Source organism: Borreliella japonica (assembly GCF_030438115.2).
In the GTDB taxonomy this organism is placed as follows: Bacteria; Spirochaetota; Spirochaetia; order Borreliales; family Borreliaceae; genus Borreliella; species Borreliella japonica.
This window is the reverse complement of sequence record NZ_CP179498.1, coordinates 1-19,344: the sequence shown is the minus strand read 5'-3', so window position 1 is coordinate 19,344 and position 19,344 is coordinate 1. Positions and strand designations below refer to the sequence as shown.

General features: G+C 25.2%; 10 protein-coding genes and 4 pseudogenes. 9 read left to right on the top strand and 5 right to left on the bottom strand.

The window, feature by feature from the left end:
- Positions 1-341: 341 nt before the first annotated feature.
- From QIA21_RS05180 to QIA21_RS05170, 3 genes and pseudogenes are all read right to left on the bottom strand, one after another.
- Positions 342-872, bottom strand: a complete 531-nt coding sequence (locus QIA21_RS05180) for a P52 family lipoprotein (protein ID WP_418905559.1) — start codon at positions 870-872, stop codon at positions 342-344.
- Between the two features lie 186 nt (positions 873-1,058).
- Positions 1,059-1,856: pseudogene (mtnN, locus tag QIA21_RS05175) on the bottom strand (5'-methylthioadenosine/S-adenosylhomocysteine nucleosidase).
- Between the two features lie 755 nt (positions 1,857-2,611).
- Positions 2,612-3,427, bottom strand: a complete 816-nt coding sequence (locus tag QIA21_RS05170; RefSeq protein ID WP_418905558.1) for a 5'-methylthioadenosine/adenosylhomocysteine nucleosidase — start codon at positions 3,425-3,427, stop codon at positions 2,612-2,614.
- A 1,080-nt stretch (positions 3,428-4,507) separates the two neighbouring features.
- Between QIA21_RS05170 and QIA21_RS05165 the strand changes: the two genes are divergently transcribed.
- The gene (locus QIA21_RS05165; RefSeq protein WP_418905557.1) at positions 4,508-4,699 is read left to right on the top strand and encodes an NINE protein; all 192 of its coding nucleotides are present in this window, start codon (positions 4,508-4,510) and stop codon (positions 4,697-4,699) included.
- A gap of 333 nt (positions 4,700-5,032) precedes the next feature.
- Here the strand turns inward: QIA21_RS05165 and QIA21_RS05160 are convergent, their stop codons facing one another.
- A complete protein-coding gene (locus QIA21_RS05160) occupies positions 5,033-5,962 on the bottom strand; it encodes a virulence associated lipoprotein (protein ID WP_418905556.1) in 930 nt (309 codons plus the stop codon).
- Positions 5,963-6,084: 122 nt separating this feature from the next.
- On the opposite strand from QIA21_RS05160, the gene QIA21_RS05155 reads away from it, so the two are divergent.
- The 5 genes and pseudogenes from QIA21_RS05155 (at position 6,085) to QIA21_RS05135 (ending at position 14,371) form a co-directional block, all read left to right on the top strand.
- On the top strand, positions 6,085-6,201 hold the full coding sequence (locus tag QIA21_RS05155; protein ID WP_418905555.1) for a hypothetical protein: 117 nt from the start codon (positions 6,085-6,087) through the stop codon (positions 6,199-6,201).
- A gap of 110 nt (positions 6,202-6,311) precedes the next feature.
- Positions 6,312-7,304, top strand: a complete 993-nt coding sequence (locus QIA21_RS05150; RefSeq protein ID WP_418905554.1) for a hypothetical protein — start codon at positions 6,312-6,314, stop codon at positions 7,302-7,304.
- Between the two features lie 703 nt (positions 7,305-8,007).
- Positions 8,008-11,834: pseudogene (locus QIA21_RS05145) on the top strand (Eco57I restriction-modification methylase domain-containing protein).
- Between the two features lie 308 nt (positions 11,835-12,142).
- Positions 12,143-13,162 carry a ferrous iron transporter A gene (locus QIA21_RS05140; RefSeq protein ID WP_418905553.1) on the top strand — a complete coding sequence of 340 codons (1,020 nt, stop codon included), beginning with the start codon at positions 12,143-12,145 and terminating at the stop codon, positions 13,160-13,162.
- A 414-nt stretch (positions 13,163-13,576) separates the two neighbouring features.
- Entirely contained in the window at positions 13,577-14,371 is a 795-nt protein-coding gene (locus QIA21_RS05135) for a P12 family lipoprotein (RefSeq protein ID WP_418905552.1), read from the top strand.
- A gap of 86 nt (positions 14,372-14,457) precedes the next feature.
- Here QIA21_RS05135 and QIA21_RS05130 read toward each other — a convergent pair.
- Positions 14,458-15,929, bottom strand: a pseudogene (locus QIA21_RS05130) (Eco57I restriction-modification methylase domain-containing protein); the annotation flags it as partial.
- Positions 15,930-16,450: 521 nt separating this feature from the next.
- Here QIA21_RS05130 and QIA21_RS05125 point away from each other — a divergent pair.
- The 3 genes and pseudogenes from QIA21_RS05125 to QIA21_RS05115 form a co-directional block, all read left to right on the top strand.
- A pseudogene (locus tag QIA21_RS05125) lies at positions 16,451-16,558 on the top strand (zinc ribbon domain-containing protein); the annotation flags it as partial.
- Positions 16,559-16,841: 283 nt separating this feature from the next.
- Complete coding sequence (locus QIA21_RS05120) at positions 16,842-17,882, top strand: ThiF family adenylyltransferase (RefSeq protein WP_418905551.1); 1,041 nt, start codon at positions 16,842-16,844, stop codon at positions 17,880-17,882.
- Positions 17,879-18,499 (top strand): MFS transporter, encoded by a 621-nt coding sequence (locus tag QIA21_RS05115; protein ID WP_418905550.1) that lies wholly within the window; start codon positions 17,879-17,881, stop codon positions 18,497-18,499. The genes QIA21_RS05120 and QIA21_RS05115 overlap by 4 nt, the downstream gene beginning before the upstream one ends.
- Positions 18,500-19,344: the final 845 nt, after the last annotated feature.

Sequence of the window (19,344 nt, the reverse complement as noted above, 5' to 3'; positions counted from 1 at the left end):
TATTTGGGAAAAAAGATTGATAAATTTGTAAAGAAAAATCCTTCTACCATAAAGAGATTCATATCTTTTGGAAACCATTAAAAGGTACCTGATTTTAACAAAATAAAAAAAGAAATACTCATCAAAGATAGTCATCCTTTAAGTACCGAATACAATGAAAAAAATAATATAACTATCATTAACAATATTTATAAATTTGATTTTGAAGACTTTACTGGTGTTGGAGAAATTCGTATAAAAATTACAGCTCACATAAATAAAAAACAAAAACTACTAAAAAGTTCTACATATATCTTGGAGATATATCAATAAAAACATTAATACTAAAAATGAAAATTATCTTAAAGTATACTTCCTATTTTTTTCTTCACTTTAAAATATTGTTGATCAATAGTAGGCCTAGGCATAATATTATTATATTCATGTCCTCCTTCACCAGAATACTTAATATCTGGAGAATATAAATCCCTTATACATGAATACAGCCAATAAACTTCACTTTTAAATTTATTATTTTGCTCATTTTTCACCTTACCAAACAACTTGATCAATTCTTTAGATTGCTCAGAACCTAAGCCTAAAAAGAATTGATTAAAATACTCTTCATTATAGTCAGGCACTGGAGGTACATCACGATAATTAGGATCTTTTAAACTAATTAAAGTATTTTTTATATCAACTAGCAAACGATGCTCAGCCACATCTAATTTTAAATTAGAAAATATACCTTCAGTAACAATCTCACTAGACTCTACATCGTAACCTTTTTCCAAATTCTCAAAAAAAGTTTGAACAGCTTGCCCCTGCTTAGCAGGCAAATAGCAACTCAATAAAGCTAATATTATTATGCAAAAACCAATCAAAATCCTCAATATACTCCTCCTACACCTTACTGTTAAAATAATCTATAAATATATAAGTTTATCCAAATACTACTTTAATTACTAAACTCAAAAAGCTCTACTAAAATAAACTCCTCTATAAAAAATAAGCATATATCGATTTTGTATTTTCTCAAGAATTGTTAAATGACAAATCATTATATTGATTTATGAAAATTAAAGAATTCTTAAAATCCTTTGTACAACTTTCGCTGAATTAAAAACAGCTAATTCAAAAAATGTTATTATATTCAACTTCATTTTTTTCTTTATTTACAATGTCAAATATAAACCCAATAATTAAAAAGGTACATTAAATATATGAGAAACATGTACTACTGTTGCACCTTCCATCTCAACAGTTATTACATCTTTTAAAGTTTTTTATAATTTTGTTGATATAAATTGGGTCAATAAACTGATCTCCTGTTATAATATTAATCCTGAATATGTATTAGCACCTCCAAACTTTAATTTAACAACCTTTCTGGCCTTTTCAACCAAATTCTAATTGGCAACTAAATTTTTGAGGAAATCCTATAAGCTACCCCACCTTGTGTCCAAATTTAGTTAAATCAACATCATAATATGCAACTTCTGAAAATACTGCCACATCTCCCAGTTTAATATTTTACATTTATCACTAATAACACCACCAATTACAGAATTAAATTACATGATTTATCTTATATTTTAACAAAATATAGCTAATCTAAAACAACCATTATTAACCTTGCCAACCCCACAATAAATAGCCATAACATTGCGATTAGACAACTTTCCCTTTACAATCTTTTTATTAAGATCATATTCCTTAAGAACTATTTCTTCCTTATTAGACATAAGCTTATTTATCTGCTAAAGCTCATAGTCCATAGCAGTTACTATTAAAGCATTGATGTTTTTAGAAAAAGCAACATAGCTATTTGAAAAAACCAATAAAAAAAGAAAAAATTTTATTAAAAAAAAAATCATAAAATCATACTCCTTATAGGAAAAAATACTTATATTATTATTTTACAAAAACTATTAATATTAATAGTTTTTAAAATTAGATAGTAACAGGTCTTTTTTTTATCTCTTATCTTAATACATGAAAAAGTATTCATACCATATTTTAAAAAAATCGTAACTAAAAAACCAATATTCAATATATTGATATATGTTTATAACATAAAATGTAAGCTATCTAAATATAAAACAAATTTCATTTTATATTTAGATTCAAAAAGGAGACAAACTTGCATTATATTAAAAAATATCTAATTTTTAGATAGAAATCAAAAAGAAACCTTCATATTCTTCAGGGCCCTAGTTAAAAACAGACAGTATTCAAAAGATCTAGAGCTAGGAATCGAAAATCATTTAAAAGATTTATAGAAAAAAATAAAAATCTTGACCTGCAAAATAAGCTTAATCAAGGACTCAGCTGTGACTACGATGATAGTAAAATAGAAAATTTATTTGCTCACTTGTTTGTTATTTTATTGAATTTATTTAATAAAATAACAAACAAGGCCTTATGTTTGATTGGGTTTCGAATTATGAAAATTTTTATATAATTAATATAATAATTAAATTATCAATTTATTATAGTTTTTTACAATAAAAAATCTATTTTATTTGCAACCGCCACCAATTGTTAAAATATCATTAGTAGTACTTATCTAGTATTTAATGCAAACATACAAAAAAACAAAAATTGTATAATTGGTGCATTCTTTGCAAATTTACATTAATTTAATTAATTTTTCTACTATTTGTGCCGAGTTAGAAGAGGCTTTTTTTAAAAACTTTTTATAATCGTCATAATTATTTTCATTGTTAACTATATCAGATATTCCTCGAATGATTATGAAAGGAATTTTAAAATTGTATGCTACTTGGGCCATTGCGGCACTTTCCATGTCTATTGCAATTGCATCTTCAAATTCTTCTGAGATTTCTTGAAAATTTTGATGATCAATGAATTGGTCTCCAGTAATTATTAAGCCTATATAAGATGTTGTGTTGTTTTTTTCTATCTTAGAGGCTTTCCTTATAAGAGCGGTGTTTGCTTTAAATTTTTTAGGGTGCTCAGGAATATGTCCGATTTCATAGCCAAATCTTTGTAGATTAAAATCGTAATTTGTTGTTTCTGTAGCTATTATAATGTCTCCTATTTTCATGAATTTATTTTTGTTATTATAAATACCGCTAGCAACCCCAGCATTTATTATATGACTAATTTTATATTTTGATATAATATAACTTGTCCAAAAGGCTGTGTTTATTTTTCCAACTCCCGTAGCTATGGTAATTATATTGTGATTAAGCACTTCCCCAGTGGTAATATTTTTTTTTCTTCTATGTTCTTCTATTGTAATAGATTTTTTGTTTTGTATGATCTTATTTATTTCTTCTATTTCGGCTTTTGTAGCTGATAGTATTAAAATATTGCTTTTAAGATTTTCATTTGGTTTATTTATTTGTTGCTCATTCCCCCAGCTATTTAAAACCATAGATAAAAAAAATATTAATGTTTTTACTATATTTTTGATTTTCATAAAAAAGCTCCATATATATATTATTAATTTATAAATTAATATTTTCATGTTTGTATTAGTTTAAAAGGTATTGCAATATTATGTTATTTATAATATGTTTGATGGTTAGATTAGATTTTTTGAATTGCAAAACTTAATATAATTAATTTTATTAAAAAAATATCAAATGTTAAATCTGATTAAATGTCCGATTATAATAAAGAGCGATCCTATTTAGGGAGAATATTTATAAAATATTATGTAATTGTAAACATATTTATTTTTCTATTTTTAAATGCTTGCATTCCGGATTTTAAAACTGATCAAAAAGATATTAAGTGTCCATCGTGCCCGTTGCCATATCTATTCTAACGCCTTTTATTGTGTCACTAATTAATAGTATTTTAAATAAAAATTGTAATGAGCTTCCACCCATATTAATTGAGAAAAAATTTTAGATATAATGTGTTTTTGCAATTTATTAATATTTTTGTAGCTTTCTAGATGTTTTAGATACTTATTAATATTGAGCAATTAAATATATTCCCAAATCGCTTGTTAATCTCTCTAAATTATACTGAAGCACCAATATAATCTCTTTCTTTTTATTCAGCTTTCTTTTTTACTTTTAATGTTGGTAATTTTAGTGATTATAGTATCTATTTTATTTACAGCATCTTTAATATTATCTTTAGTTATTTTTTAAGGGGATTTTCTTTTGCTGCTTTGTTCCCTTCTTTTCTTCTTTTTTTAAAAATTTTCTAAATCAAAGATTATATAAATAGCAACTTATTATTGGTTCAAAATCATTAAATACCAAGGATAGTACAGTAAATGTTTCAATTAGGCTAAAAAGCAATAAAAATTATACATCTTAAAATTGTTTTTCTTTTTTTTAGAGACAAGTTTTTCTATAATTTTTAGAAATTATCAATAATTCTTAATAAATCAAATCGTCCGATTTTATTATGTATTCTTGAGCTATGCTTGATCTGATCTATATTTACAACATTCATTAAATTTAAATACATAAAAATATAACTTATTTGTCTTAAATCCCTTTAGATAGGTATGTTTTATTTTTAAAAGGAGCATAAAATTATGTCAAAAGCTTTGGATGAAATATATTGTCATCCTTGTAGCAAACCAATTAAAAAGGAAGCTGAGATTTGTATTGCTTGTGGGATTAGAAATAAACACGCTGAAAACCATAATAAAATTTTATTATTATTAATATGCTTATTTTTTGGTTGTTTAGGAGCGCATAGATTTTATGTGGGGGGGGGGGGATAGGAACTGGTTTCTTATATCTATTTACAGGCGGTTTTTTTATTGATTGGGGCCTTTATTGATCTTATCATAAACATTTATTTTATCAAATAAAATCTTGTATAATAATTTTTTCACCTTTTACTATATAAATTCTTTTCTTTACTATTGACAACCATCACTATATTAATCAAGTGAACATTTTATAAGTTTTTGAATTTCTTCTTTATTTATGCCCAATTCTATTGATATCATCAAAAAATATATTCAAAATCAAAATAAATCCATTTATTAACAAATTCATCTCCACATAAATTTCATAGAAATTTTAGATGGAGAAGAATATGTTAATCTTTGTTAAAAACTTTTGCTTGATAATATGTCTTTTTCCAGCCTTCGTGCTTCTTCAACTTTTTCTTTAATTTGATTGTAAAGTGTATTTAAATGGGATCTAAGCTTAGAAGTATCTGTTTTTATAAGATTTTTATCATTTTGATAATCTAATAAAATTTGTTTTGCCGTTTCTGATACAAATTTTACTGTAGATAATATTGTGTCAAATGATTTTTTAAGCTTCTTTAAATCTGAAATATCTAGTTTATCTAAAGCATCTTTTTTGGGGTGTAAGAAATCAATTGAATTGTCAATAGCACCTCCAAGAAGATTAAAGGTGGCTAACATCAATCCGGAGATATTTCCAATAGCTGTAATATTTGTAAATTCCTTTAATTCGTTATCATCAATAAGACTTAAAATAGTATAAACACGTCTTCTATATCTTATAGATCTATTAGTATTGCTGGATGTAAATTCGCCTCCTGGATCATTCCAACCTATTGCACCAAAAATCGATATTCCGTATTGGTCTGAAGGTTCTTTTTCCATTTTTTTTATATACTTTTCTTTATGTGCATTAGCTGATTCTATTGAATTGATAAAATTATTAAGTAATGTTTTTTTTTCCTTTTCTGCTTTTTCCTTTTCTGCTTTTTCCTTTTCTGCTTTTTCCTTTTCTGCTTTTTCCTTTTCTGCTTTTTCCTTTTCTGCTTTTTCCTTTTCTGCTTTTTCCTTTTCTGCTTTTTCCTTTTCTGCTTTTTCCTTTTCTGCTTTTTCCTTTTCTGCTTTTTCCTTTTCTGCTTTTTGATTGGAAGCTACTTCTGTGCTAGATTTTGAGCTCTTATCATTAGATGGATACTTGATATCTTCTTGATTGGCTTTAAAATCTGTAGTACAAGCATTTAAAAATAGAAAAATAAATAATATATATACAATTATGTAGCCTTTCACTAACACTTCCCCCTTAAGCAAAGCTTAATCTTCAGTATAGCTAAATATTTAATTTTATTCAATATATAATATTAATTTAATATAATTAAATTAATATTATATAAAAAAAGACAAAAAAAGACTTGGCATTGATCTTAGCGGGTTTTGAACCCAATTTTGATATTGGAATAAACGTGGATTTCAGCTGTCGTTTAAAAAAATTTAACCATTATTGTGCAAAAATAGTGAAAAATAGCTAAAGATCATTTATTAATGAGAAATTTAATTTTTTTAAAAAATTGCAATATATTTAAAAATAATATATAATCAATTTATATCATTTTAATAATAATGATATAAAGGGAATAAAATGAAAATAAGAAATATTTATCAAAAAATATTGTTTTTAACACTATTAATTTTTATTTCGGCCTGTAACCAAGACAGTCAAAATAAAAAGGATAAAGATAAAGTATTGAACTATTCAGAAGGGGTTGATACTGTGTATTTACATTCAACCGCTAAGGTTGAAGTTGACTTTCATTCTGCATCACTGTTCATGGACAGTATTGACTCTGCGCACCAAGCTCTTTACAAAGCTGGTTTGTTAGAAAGTACTAAATTTTTCAATTACGCAACGGTAAAAGACATAAGATCTAAAAATGGCATGACTCCAAAACCACCTGCTCCTATTTACTATGTAAAAAAAATGTCCAATGAAAATACATTTTTTACAATAGGGCTGCGTATACCCGGTTATCATGGTGCACACTTGGGACAGCTAGAAATAGTAGTAAGAGCGCATGATCTTGCTCCCCAAGGATTATTAGTATACAGAGTTAACCATCACGAACGAGATAACTTTAGTCGCACTTATCGTAGACGATATTATAGATTTGTTGATGCTACAGTAGAAAACGTTTACGGTGCAGAGACCAGCGACATAAAACTAAAGAATATCAGTAAATACTTAGATACTGACATGAGTACAACTACGGTGTATAGTTCGGCTATAATTTCTAAACATGCAAATACAGTTCTTAGTGCATTACAACTCGAACCCGACAATACTTCAGAAATTATAAAGCCCTATTTTGAAGAGTCTGTGTCCGCGGTAGTTTTTTTAAGTCTTGGCCCTTTATTAGACTATAGAATTCAAGAAGCGGTTTTAGAGCTAGTTAGAACCGACTATTATTCAAAATCATTTAAAATTAATTCTTATTCAGAAATGATGAAACAATGGGAAGAACTAAGTTACTTGAAATACATTGCAGCTCACCCGGATCAAGATGTCAGACAACCTGGTAAACCATCTATACTTCCTCAAAGTCCAATGGTTTTCATGAATATAGTTAAGTATTAAATAATTTTACCATTTAATATATTGCTTTTGTAAAGCGTTGAACAACTATTTTTAAATCAAATATTATATAAATAGTTGTTCAAAAACAAGCAATTAAACTTATATTTATATTAATGCACTGAATAATTCCAAAACTACATTGAAGGAATATTTAGTGCAAATTAATGTCCCTTTTGGATTTAAATAAAATCCAAATATACTTTATTTATACAAAATCTATAAAGCTTTAAATAACCGAACATAAAAATAATAAAATGCTATGAATTATCGCAAGGATTTTTAGCTTATTTATTTCTAATCCCACAAGCAATACAAATCAAAATAGGATAGTTTAGATACTGGGATTGATTATTTGGAAAAGAATTTATCTACTTTAGAAGAAATCTTTTAAAAAAGAAAAAAATTTTAGATGCAATGTGCTTTTGTAATTTACCAGTATTTTTGGAGATTCCTAGATATTTTAGGTTTGCATCAATGTATTAATGATAGCTTACTTGTAAGCTATTGATCATCGAATTTAAGTAACTTGGTTCTACACTAATTTAAGTCAAAAACAAAAACGAGCACTAAAACATATAAAATTTAATTATACATCGAATTTTATCTTTATAGCAATAGCATTAATAATGCAGAATATTTCTTTCACGGTTCTTTGGAAGAAGATCAAGGGAAAGACTTTTTACATAAATGATAAAATAAAATAATGGAAACTAATGACATTGTAAAAACAAATGATCCAAACATAACTCTTTATAAAGAGTTATCAGAAGACTTTATAAAGAAAGAAGATATCGTTAAAGCAAAAAGCTTTTTTCTTTTTTTAAAGAATAAAGTTAAAACTATCGATAATAATTCAACAGAAGCAAATATAGAGTCTTTATTAAAATCTATATTTGAAGAATTAACTTATTCTGTAGAGCAGCAGAAAGGTGGCCAAATAGATGGGGAACAATCCAGAGTAGATATACTACTTTTTGAAAATGATAAAAACAAGGTTGATTTTAATAAAAAATTAAAAGAAGCTAAAAAAAATAATGAACCCATTCCAACTGAAGATATCTTACTTATAGCAGAAGTTAAACGTCCATCATTTAATTTTGATAACAAAGACAACGTAAAAGAAGCAGAAGATCAGCTATATAGATATCTAAATCAATATCAAAAACATTATGGAATACTTTCAAATGGAGAGGCATGGAGACTTTATGACAAATCTAAGGTACTTTATGGAGAAAAAAGATATATTGAATTTAATTTTTCTAAAATTGAAGAAAAGAAGAATACAAAGAACAAGAATGGTTTGTTTTATTCAGTTACCTTATAAGAAAGGAAAGATTTTTAAAAAGAAGTAATGTAATAGAAGTTGAAAAAGAACAAATAGCTAAAGAAAAAGAAATAATTCAAAAAACTCTAAGGGAGATACTTTATGAGAGGCCTGACGATTCTATAGTATTTAAAATTGCAAAAAATATATATGACAAAGAATTTAAAATATCGTACAAAGAAATTACTAAAAATATTTTAGCTAGCATACTTGAAGAATCAATTATTTTTATTTTAAGAATATTTTTTATTGCATACATTGAAGATAACGACATATTTAAGAAAATATTAGAAGAAAACAAACTATATAGATCTTCTATATCTTTTAGATATTTTTTTTATGATGAAAATACAAAAAAAAAATTAGGATATAAAAAAATAATAACAATTTTCAATTTACTTGATAAAGGAAGTGATGCAATAAAATTTCCTGTATTTAACGGGGGATTATTTGCAGAAGATAAGGTTAAATATTTAAATAATGAAAATTTACTAAGTATTAGTGAACTTGAAGAGATGCTGGTTAAAATACTTTTCTTTGAAGAAAAAAATATTAAAGATGAAAAATTTGTAAAATATTCAAAGCTAGATCCTAAAAGTTTTGGAGAATTATACGAAACTTTACTTGAATATGACCTAAGAATTGCAGATACTACTGTTCATCGCATTTTTGAAGACGGAGTTTATCTAATTCGCACTGAAGAAGAGCTTAAAAACAAAAAAGTGAACAAAGTTGCTACATATCTTAAAAATAACATTTATCTTACATCTAGATCCCTTGATAGAAAAAAAAGTGGAGCATATTATACTCCAGATGATTTAACTGATTTTATGGTTACATCATCAATTGAAGAACAACTTAAAACCAAGTCTCCTTTAGACATAAAAATCATTGACAATTCTTGTGGATCAGGTCATTTTTTAATTTCTTGTCTAGATTACTTAACAGAAAAAGTATGGTATCAGCTAGATAAATTTGAAGATGTAAAAAAAGAGCTTGATAAAGAATATAGAGCTATCCTCAAAGAAAGTGAAGAATATGATGTTCGGGATAGTATAAGTAAAGAATTGGTACTTAAAAGGATGTTACTAAAGAAGTGTATTTATGGGGTTGATATTAATCCTATTTCGGTTGAAATTACTATGCTAAGTTTATGGATTAACACCTTTATTTTTGGAACACCACTAAGCTTTATTGAGCATCATATAAAAGTAGGAAATGCCCTGCTAGGATATACTAAAGATGAATTTTTTGATATTACAAAAAAGAAATTTGAAAGTGGATTTTCGTTATTTAAAAAAAGAATTAAAGAAATTACAACTATTTTAGAAAATAGCTATCAAAAAATTAAAGGTATTAACGATAATACTAAAGAAAATATAGAAAAATCTAAAAAGATATACCAGGAATATGAGAAAAGTGAAAATACAGATAATTTAAGAATAATATTTTCTTTAATTAAACTTTATTCATTATCTTGTGATAAATCTTTAAATATAGAATTTAGTGACATTGCAGGCGTAATTAGTTTAATTGAAAATATCTTGAGCAATAAAACCTTTGGTGAAGATAAAGAAAAAATAGAGAAAATTAGAAAATTAAGTAGCTACTATAAATTTTTCCACTATGGAATTGAGTTTCCAGATATTCAGGAAGGATTTGATATTGTAATTGGAAATCCTCCGTGGGAAAAAACCAAGTTTGATGAATCTGAATTTTTCTCAAAACACATTCCTAGCTACAGAAAATTAAACATAAAAGAACAAAATAAAATAAAGCAAGAAATACTTAGCAAAGATAATCACCCTTTAAATATTGAATACAATAAAGAAAAAAATAGTATAACTATTATTAACAATATTTATAAATTTAATTTTAAAGACTTTACTAGTGGTGGAGATCCAAATCTTTTCAGATACTTTACTTCATTCAATTTAAAATTAATAAAACTGGGGGGCAATTTAACTTATCTAACCCCTTCTAGTCTTTGGAGCGAATCTAGTTCTAGAGCGCTAAGAAAACATATTTTTAATAACTACAAGCTTAACTATATTTATCAATTTGAAAATAAAAAAAGATTTCATGATGTGCATTCTAGTTTTAAATTTGCAATATTTCAACTAAGTAATAATAAAACTCCCACATCAAACTTTAAAGCAAAATTCATGATTCAGAGTGGTGATAATATTTTAAAAGAAATAACTAGGGATTTAAAAGACATCAAAGAAAATCCTTATAAAGGGATTGAATTAAATATAGAACAAATTAAAAAGCTATCTCCTATTCAAGAATCAATAATAGAATTTAAAGACAATAAAGAATTTAGCTTAATTAACAAAATGTTTAGTCAATTTAATATTCTTAGTGAGGAATATATTGATTTTGGAGTAGGGTTAAATTTAACAAAGTATAAAGCATTGTATAAGGAATATAATAATAAAAACTTTATATTTCTTTATCAGGGTGCAAATATTCATCAATTTAATTCAAGATTTTTTGAAGATAAATCTGCAAAAGAAAGTTCTAAATTACTATGGATAGATAAAGAAGACTTTAAAAAAATATTAACCGAAGATAATCAATATCAAGCTGAAAGAATACTGTATAGAAGAATTGCAAGAAATACAGATCAAAGAACCATGATAAGTACATTATGTCCTAAAAATTGTCATTGTGTTTCTACAACATATATAAATTATGAGAAAATACCAATATCACTATATAAAAAATTATTTATTATATCCATTTTTAATTCATTTACATTTGACTATTTAATAAGAAGATTTGCTTTAAGTACCGATATTGTAAAATCATGTCTATATCAATGCCCAATGCCTCAACCCGAAGAAAAAGATATTTTAGCTAATCCACTATATTTAGCTTTAATAAAAAATACTTCCTTACTAATAGCCAAAAATGATCCTTTAAATTTCTCCAATTTACTCTACTTGAAACATTTTGAGTTTAGCAAAGAAAAAGTTAATAAGATGCTAAAATTAGATGCTCAAGATGAATTTTTTAAAGAAAAAGAAAATGAAAACAATTTTATTGTAGCTAGTCTTTATTCATTAACCAAAGAAGATTTTATCATTTTACTTAGTGATTTTAAAGCATTAAAAAACAAAAAAGGAGAAGATTATATTTCATCTTTAATAAAGGGATATGAAAATTATTTGCTAAATAATAAAAGTTTTCAGTACAAATAAGTCAAAAAAAATAAAAAATGAGATTTTAACAAAAAATAACAAATAATTTTTCACCTATGATTTCATAGAAAATTTGGAAGGTTATTTTTTTAGGTTAAAGTTTTCAGTTCTTGAAAAAATGCAATTTAAGGTTTGTATTTTTGGAATTAAAGGTTTACATTAGTAGATTATATGGGATTTAAAATTTTAAAGAATTTTGATATTTATATTTTTCAGATGATATTCTTTTTAGTAAGAAAGGTTTGTTAATTTTTGTAATTCAAATTAAAATGATCTAAAGTTAATGTTAGCTTTAGAGGAGAGGAAGCATGAAATTTGAAATTAAATATTTAGCTTTGGGATTGCTATTTGGTTTTATCAGTTGTGATGTATTTATGAAAGGTGAAATGAAAGAGAAATCTCTTGGTTTGCTTGATGGCAAAGGAAGTTCTATTTTAGGTACTAACGAAGAATCTATTAAAAATTTTATTAATAAGAAGAAAATCGAAGTCAAAGAAAAGATTACTAAGGAAGAGCCTTATAATCATGCAAAGGGGTTGTTTACTAATAGTAGTAATTTATTACAAAAAAATATAATATCAGGAGAAGAAGTTTTAGAAACTAAATTATTAAGGGAGCAGCTTGAGTCTACCAGAAAGGAAAAAATACAAAAACAACAGAATAAACATAAAGGGATGATCAAAGGAAGTTTGAATTTTCTTAGTGGTGAAAGTGGTGAATCCAAGGATATTTTTGAAAGCAATGAATTTTATTTTACTATAGATTCTGATTCAAGACCAAAAAGCAACTTACAGACTGTTTCGGGTTCAAATACTATTTTATACGACGATGAAGTAGAGGAAGAAAGTTATAATGAATATGATGAGGAGACAATATTAAATAATCGATATAAATCTTATCTACAAGGTGTTAAATATAATGTAGATTTAGCAATTAAAACAATTAGTAAAATATATTCTAATTATAACTCGTTTGCAACAAAGCGAACTCGAATGTATTCTACATTTCTTGATCCCTCTGCTAAAGCTAGAGCTAGGGAAAATGCTAAAAAGTTTACAAAAGAAAAGCTTGAAAAAAATCTTAATGCTCTATTAAATTATATTCAGGTGAGTTCAAATACCGCGGCAAATTTATTATACATAAGTGAAATGCATGCGAAAAGAAAATTAGATGAGATTGAAACAAAAATAAAGACTTTAATTTCAAGTATTAAAGGACAATCTGATTCGTACGAAGCATATAAATCAATAGTAGGTCCAATCTTGTTAATTAAGGATTCACTTAAAGAAATGCAAGTTGTAATTGATGGAAATGGAGTTTGGTACTAATATTCAATTATTGAATATTAGTACTTTATCAAAAAAATTCATTAAGAATAAATGAAATGTTATTTAGATAAATAGTATTTAGAAAGTAGCTCTACATTGATTATTAAGAGTAATAAAATTATTAAAAATGTATTAATAATAGAAAAAGATACTAGTGTAAATATCGCATTTTGATTGCGATTAAGTGTTTCGCGATGTTAAAAATGACAATAAAGCTAAAGAGAAGGTGGAGGGAGTGGTATGAAGGGATTTTTTATTAAGTAGTAAAGGCTATAAAATCAATCGACCTTATATTTTCACTTATTATAAAGCCAATCATATTGTAAATTAACCAAAAGTGATACGTATTCTTAAATAAGAATTCTTCTTATTTAAGAATACGTATTTTTAATTAGAGAAAAGGAGAATATTTTTATGAGAAAAAATTTAACTTTATATATATTCTTAATAGTGGGATTTATGTCTTGCGATCTAGATTCTAAATTATCCGGCAATAAAGAGAAAAAAAATCACGATAATGTAAACGGGGTTTTGGAGAGTGCTCAAGTAGAGAACATAGAGTCTAGGGTGTATTCAGAATCATTGAATAATAAAGCTAGTATATCAAATATTTCAATTGGGCATGCTCAAAAAAAAGAGATAAAAAAAGAGGAATTAATTCCTTCTACTAATGATGAACAAAAAGCAAATGAAGCTATTAAAAATATAGAGAGTATTCTTGGGAATTCTAGATTTTCTGATTTAATTAAGGATGTGTGTGCACTTAAAGATGGATATGTTTCAATAAAAGTTGATTTTGATAATGTAATGAGAGAGATTTATAATCAAAAGTCATCATTAATGGGAGATTATAAGAATAATAGAGATAAGATAAGTAAATTAATACAATTACAAAATGAGTTACAGATAGGTGTCGAACTTGATAAGCTTATAAGCAATATTGATACTGCAGAAGTTGAAATAAGATCCGCAGCGGAATTTTTTGATAACGCTAAGAAAAGTTTAAAAGAAGGTATTATAAAAAGATTAGAGAGTAGACGTAATTTATCTTATGCTTCACAATTATCTAGAGAGGCTTTAGCAAAAGCACAGAGTTCTTTAAAAAACTTAGAATCTTTTTCTTCTAAAAAAATTTACGCAATGGGAAAAAAGAAAGAAATAGAGAAACTTATTGAACATGCAAAAACTATTTTAGCAAATCTTAATTAATAAAAAAATATATAAAATTATGGTAAAAGCTTTTTACAGAGAAAAAACAAATTAACTTTGCTGCTGTACCAAACTTCTAATTTACCAATATCTGGAAACTCAATTCCATAGTGGAAAAATTTATAGTAGTTACTTAATTTTCTAATTTTCTCTATTTTTTCTTTATCTTCACCAAAAGTTTTATTGCTCAAGATATTTTCAATTAAACTAATTACGCCTGCAATGTCACTAAATTCTATATTTAAAGATTTATCAAAAGATAATGAATAAAGTTTAATTAAAGAAAATATTATTCTTAAATTATCTGTATTTTCACTTTTCTCATATTCCTGGTATATCTTTTTAGATTTTTCTATATTTTCTTTAGTATTATCGTTAATACCTTTAATTTTTTGATAGCTATTTTCTAAAATAGTTGTAATTTCTTTAATTCTTTTTTTAAATAACGAAAATCCACTTTCAAATTTCTTTTTTGTAATATCAAAAAATTCATCTTTAGTATATCCTAGCAGGGCATTTCCTACTTTTATATGATGCTCAATAAAGCTTAGTGGTGTTCCAAAAATAAAGGTGTTAATCCATAAACTTAGCATAGTAATTTCAACCGAAATAGGATTAATATCAACCCCATAAATACACTTCTTTAGTAGCATCCTTTTAAGTACCAATTCTTTACTTATACTATCCCGAACATCATATTCTTCACTTTCTTTGAGGATAGCTCTATATTCTTTATCAAGCTCTTTTTTTACATCTTTAAATTTATCTAGCTGATACCATACTTTTTCTGTTAAGTAATCTAGACAAGAAATTAAAAAATGACCTGATCCACAAGAATTGTCAATGATTTTTATGTCTAAAGGAGACTTGGTTTTAAGTTGTTCTTCAATTGATGATGTAACCATAAAATCAGTTAAATCATCTGGAGTATAATATGCTCCACTTTTTTTTCTATCAAGGGATCTAGATGTAAGATAAATGTTATTTTTAAGATATGTTGCAACTTTGTTTACTTTTTTGTTTTTAAGCTCTTCTTCAGTGCGAATTAGATAAACTCCGTCTTCAAAAATGCGATAAACAGTAGTATCTGCAATTCTTAGGTCATATTCAAGTAAAGTTTCGTATAATTCTCCAAAACTTTTAGGATCTAGCTTTGAATATTTTACAAATTTTTCATCTTTAATATTTTTTTCTTCAAAGAAAAGTATTTTAACTAGTATTTCTTCAAGTTCACCAATACTTAGTAAATTTTCATTATTTAAATATTTAACCTTATCTTCTGCAAATAATCCCCCGTTAAATACAGGAAATTTTATTGCATCACTTCCTTTATCAAGTAAATTGAAAATTGTTATTATTTTTTTATATCCTAATTTTTTTTTGTATTTTCATCATAAAAAAAATATCTAAAAGATATAGAAGATCTATATAGTTTGTTTTCTTCTAATATTTTCTTAAATATGTCGTTATCTTCAATGTATGCAATAAAAAATATTCTTAAAATAAAAAGAATCAATTCTTCAAGTATACTAGCTAAAATACGCTTAGTAATTTCTTTGCCCTATATTATAAAGTAAAATTTATAAATAAATATATAAATAAAATTAAATATAATAACAATTTTAATAAATTAGATCTTATTGTATTAAAATACAAACAAAAGAAAAAGGAGAAGATTATATTTCGTCTTTAATAAAAGGATATGAAGTTTATTTAAGAATAAATAAGCCTAACTAAGCTTAAAAATTCAAGCGGAGTTTATTGTTATAAAGAGTTTGTAGTCTGTATGAAAAGTTATAGAGAATATATATTAGGGACATTCTATAATTCTTTTTGTGCTACATATATGGGGCAAAAAAATATAATTTAATAAAAAAATTATTGGTAATTTTAGGATATTGTTAGACAAATATAAGTTTACTACTATTTAAACTAGTAATAAATTTTAAAAGCTAACATAATGTTAGCTTTTAATTTAGCTTAAAATATTTAGGATTTTTTATTAAAACAAGTTTAAATTAGTTGCGGTTTTCAAGTTGGTTTAGTCTGCTAAAGAACTTATTTCATAAAAGATATATAAGGTGGACTTGTAGTGGCTGCAATACTTTGCATGATAGAGATATAAATGCGGCTCTAAATCTTAAAAATTATTACAAAGAAATAAAAACTAAGGCAGGAACTGCCTGAAGTTAAGCTTGTGGGCCATGCTCTAGTGGATGATCGTTCTTTTAGAGAGCCTAAAAAGCTATCATGGGATGAAACAAGAAGCTATTTTTATAATCTTTGATTTAGAAATAGTAGTTCACGTAGAGAGATAGATTTTATTATGATTTACATTATTATAATGTATAATAATGTAATGGAGGCTGTGATTATGCTAGGTAAAAAATTTAATTAATATTTAAGACTAGGCTCGATTAAATCATTTTTAATGTTTGAGCGCCTAGTCTTAAATATTAGAAGGTATAAAATGACTTACATAAAAAATTCAACTTCATTTTTTAATAAATCAACTTCTGGTAATCTTGTTAATTTAGGCAAATTTCAAATTAAAGTAAATGATAACATTTTTGAACATTTGCTAGATATCGCAATATTTGCAAAAAATAAGAAAACATACAAAGAACTAATATTATTTGCTACTGAAAATAATATTAGCGATAAAACTATAAAATTGGCATTAAAAAATAAAGTATTAATTCCTTTTTATGAATATCCAAAAAATAGAGGTTACTTAAAAAATAAATATTTTTTGGATCTTTTGCTTGCACATCCAGAAAATTTTAGCTTAGAAAAAGAGCATATCATTATAATTGGGTGTGGTGGTATTGGAAATTTTATGACCTATTCCTTTTCTACTTTAGGATTAGGGGCTATAACTTTTATAGATGAAGACAAAATAGAAGAATCTAATTTAAATAGACAATTTTTATTTAGTTATAATGATATAGGATCTGAAAAAGTAGATATAATTAAAGAAAAAATAGAATCGCTAAATAAAACAATTCAAACTAGAGCTTATAAGGAAAAGGTTTCAAAAAAATTATTAGAGAATATTTTTACTAACTCAAAAATTAAACCATCATTAATAGTGCTGTCAGCAGATGATGATTACTGTTTGCCTTTAGTTAATAAATTTTGTGTTGAAAATTCTATTCCACTTATAAATATTGGATATCTTAATGATTTTTCAGTTATTGGTCCATTTTATATTCCAAATATCTCATCTTGCTACTACTGTACTGATATAGGAGTTATAAAAAAGACATCATCTTCTAAATTAGAAAGTAAAATAATATTAGCAAATAAAGACTATCAAGCCCCCTCTTTCTTTACTAATAATGCAATTGCATCGAGTATGGCTATGATTGATATCATATTTTACTTTGGTAATGAATATAAAAAAATTAATTCTTTAAACAAACGAATTGGTATCAATAATCATGATTTCTCGTTTCATTTTATTGATGTTATTAAAAATAAATCTTGTAAATGTAATAAGGATCTATGATAGAAAGCAAACATAAAAGATATTATTTTTATTCATTGTTTTCGCTAGAACTTGCAAGAACATTGCCCCATGCTGTACTAACTATTATTTTAATAAATAAAGGGTTATCGCTAAAAAATATTGCTATAGTACAAATTTGTTATATGGTAGCAATTATTATTTTTGAATTTCCATCAGGCGTAATATCAGATATTTTTGATAGAAAAATTGTTTATTTAGCATCAATTTTCTTGCTAATGATTTCTTATTTTATTGTTTTTAAAGCTTCGTCATTCATACTTATTTGTATTTCGTGGTTTATATATGGGATGTCGGCTGCTATTAACACCGGGACAATCGATATTAGTTTTACTAAAATATATCAAAATAATTCAAAAAAGCTAAAAGCTTTTATATCATTTGTAAAAATGATACTAAGTATTAGCGCTATTTTAGGTGGATATATCGGAAGTGTGCTATATTTATACATTGATATAAAAATTTACCTAATTTCATTATTAATATATTTAATATCCTTTTTAATTACAATTTTTTTTATACCAAATGATATAAATACAGATCATAAGCATAATGAAGAAAATTTAACTTTATATCTTATGAAATTTAAAAAAAAATAATAACATTATTAAAATCTAAAGAACTTTTAGAGTTATTTATTTTAAATGGCGTCATTCAATTTTTTTATCAACCTTTTTATTTATACTGGCAAGCAATTTTTATTGATAAAAATATATCTATTAATGTATTCGGAATTATATATGTACTATTTCGCGTATCAGATATTATAGGAGCATGGATATTTAGAAAAATTAAACATTCAAAATATGATATTTATGTTATTTTGGCTATGATATTTTTACTATCAGTTTTAATAAAAATAGTTTCACATATTTACATATTTATTACTATAATAATATTTTTAGTAATTTCAATTTCTGTTTATTCTAATAACTTAGAATATTTTTTAAGAAAAAATGTGGATTCAAAAGTTTTAGGAACTATAACTTCTATTAATAGTACATTATCCCGTATATTTTCATTTTTAGCACTAGGCATATGTTCAATTTTAACTAATTTTATCAGCGCTATAAATACATTTGTTTTATTAATACTTATTTTTTGTACATTATCTATTGTTGTGACATTTAAATTTAAAAATAACAAGAAAAGTTAAGAAGTGAACTACTATTTCTAAATCAAGGATTATAGAAATAGCTTCTTGTTTCATCCAATACATCTGGAAATTTCATTAGAGCAAATTAGAGAATATGTTTGAATTTGTAAACCGTTGTCCAATGCATCTGTTTAGCAGATTTTCTTTTTTAAAAAAACTTGAACAAAAACATATAAACATTATTTACTTTTTAAAAGCTTATTTTTTTGGGAAATTAGATTTAAAAAGGTTTTAACTTTCCGGGCTAATCTTTAGAGTTAATATATCTATACTAATTAATAATTATAT

Bases quoted from the DNA above. Each gene is read 5' to 3' on its own strand.
- QIA21_RS05165 (WP_418905557.1), top strand. From the start codon at position 4,508: ATGTCAAAAGCTTTGGATGAAATATATTGTCATCCTTGTAGCAAACCA.
- QIA21_RS05150 (WP_418905554.1), top strand. From the start codon at position 6,312: ATGAAAATAAGAAATATTTATCAAAAAATATTGTTTTTAACACTATTA.
- QIA21_RS05115 (WP_418905550.1), top strand. From the start codon at position 17,879: ATGATAGAAAGCAAACATAAAAGATATTATTTTTATTCATTGTTTTCG.
- QIA21_RS05170 (WP_418905558.1), bottom strand. From the start codon at position 3,427: ATGAAAATCAAAAATATAGTAAAAACATTAATATTTTTTTTATCTATG.
- QIA21_RS05140 (WP_418905553.1), top strand. From the start codon at position 12,143: ATGAAATTTGAAATTAAATATTTAGCTTTGGGATTGCTATTTGGTTTT.
- QIA21_RS05120 (WP_418905551.1), top strand. From the start codon at position 16,842: ATGACTTACATAAAAAATTCAACTTCATTTTTTAATAAATCAACTTCT.
- QIA21_RS05135 (WP_418905552.1), top strand. From the start codon at position 13,577: ATGAGAAAAAATTTAACTTTATATATATTCTTAATAGTGGGATTTATG.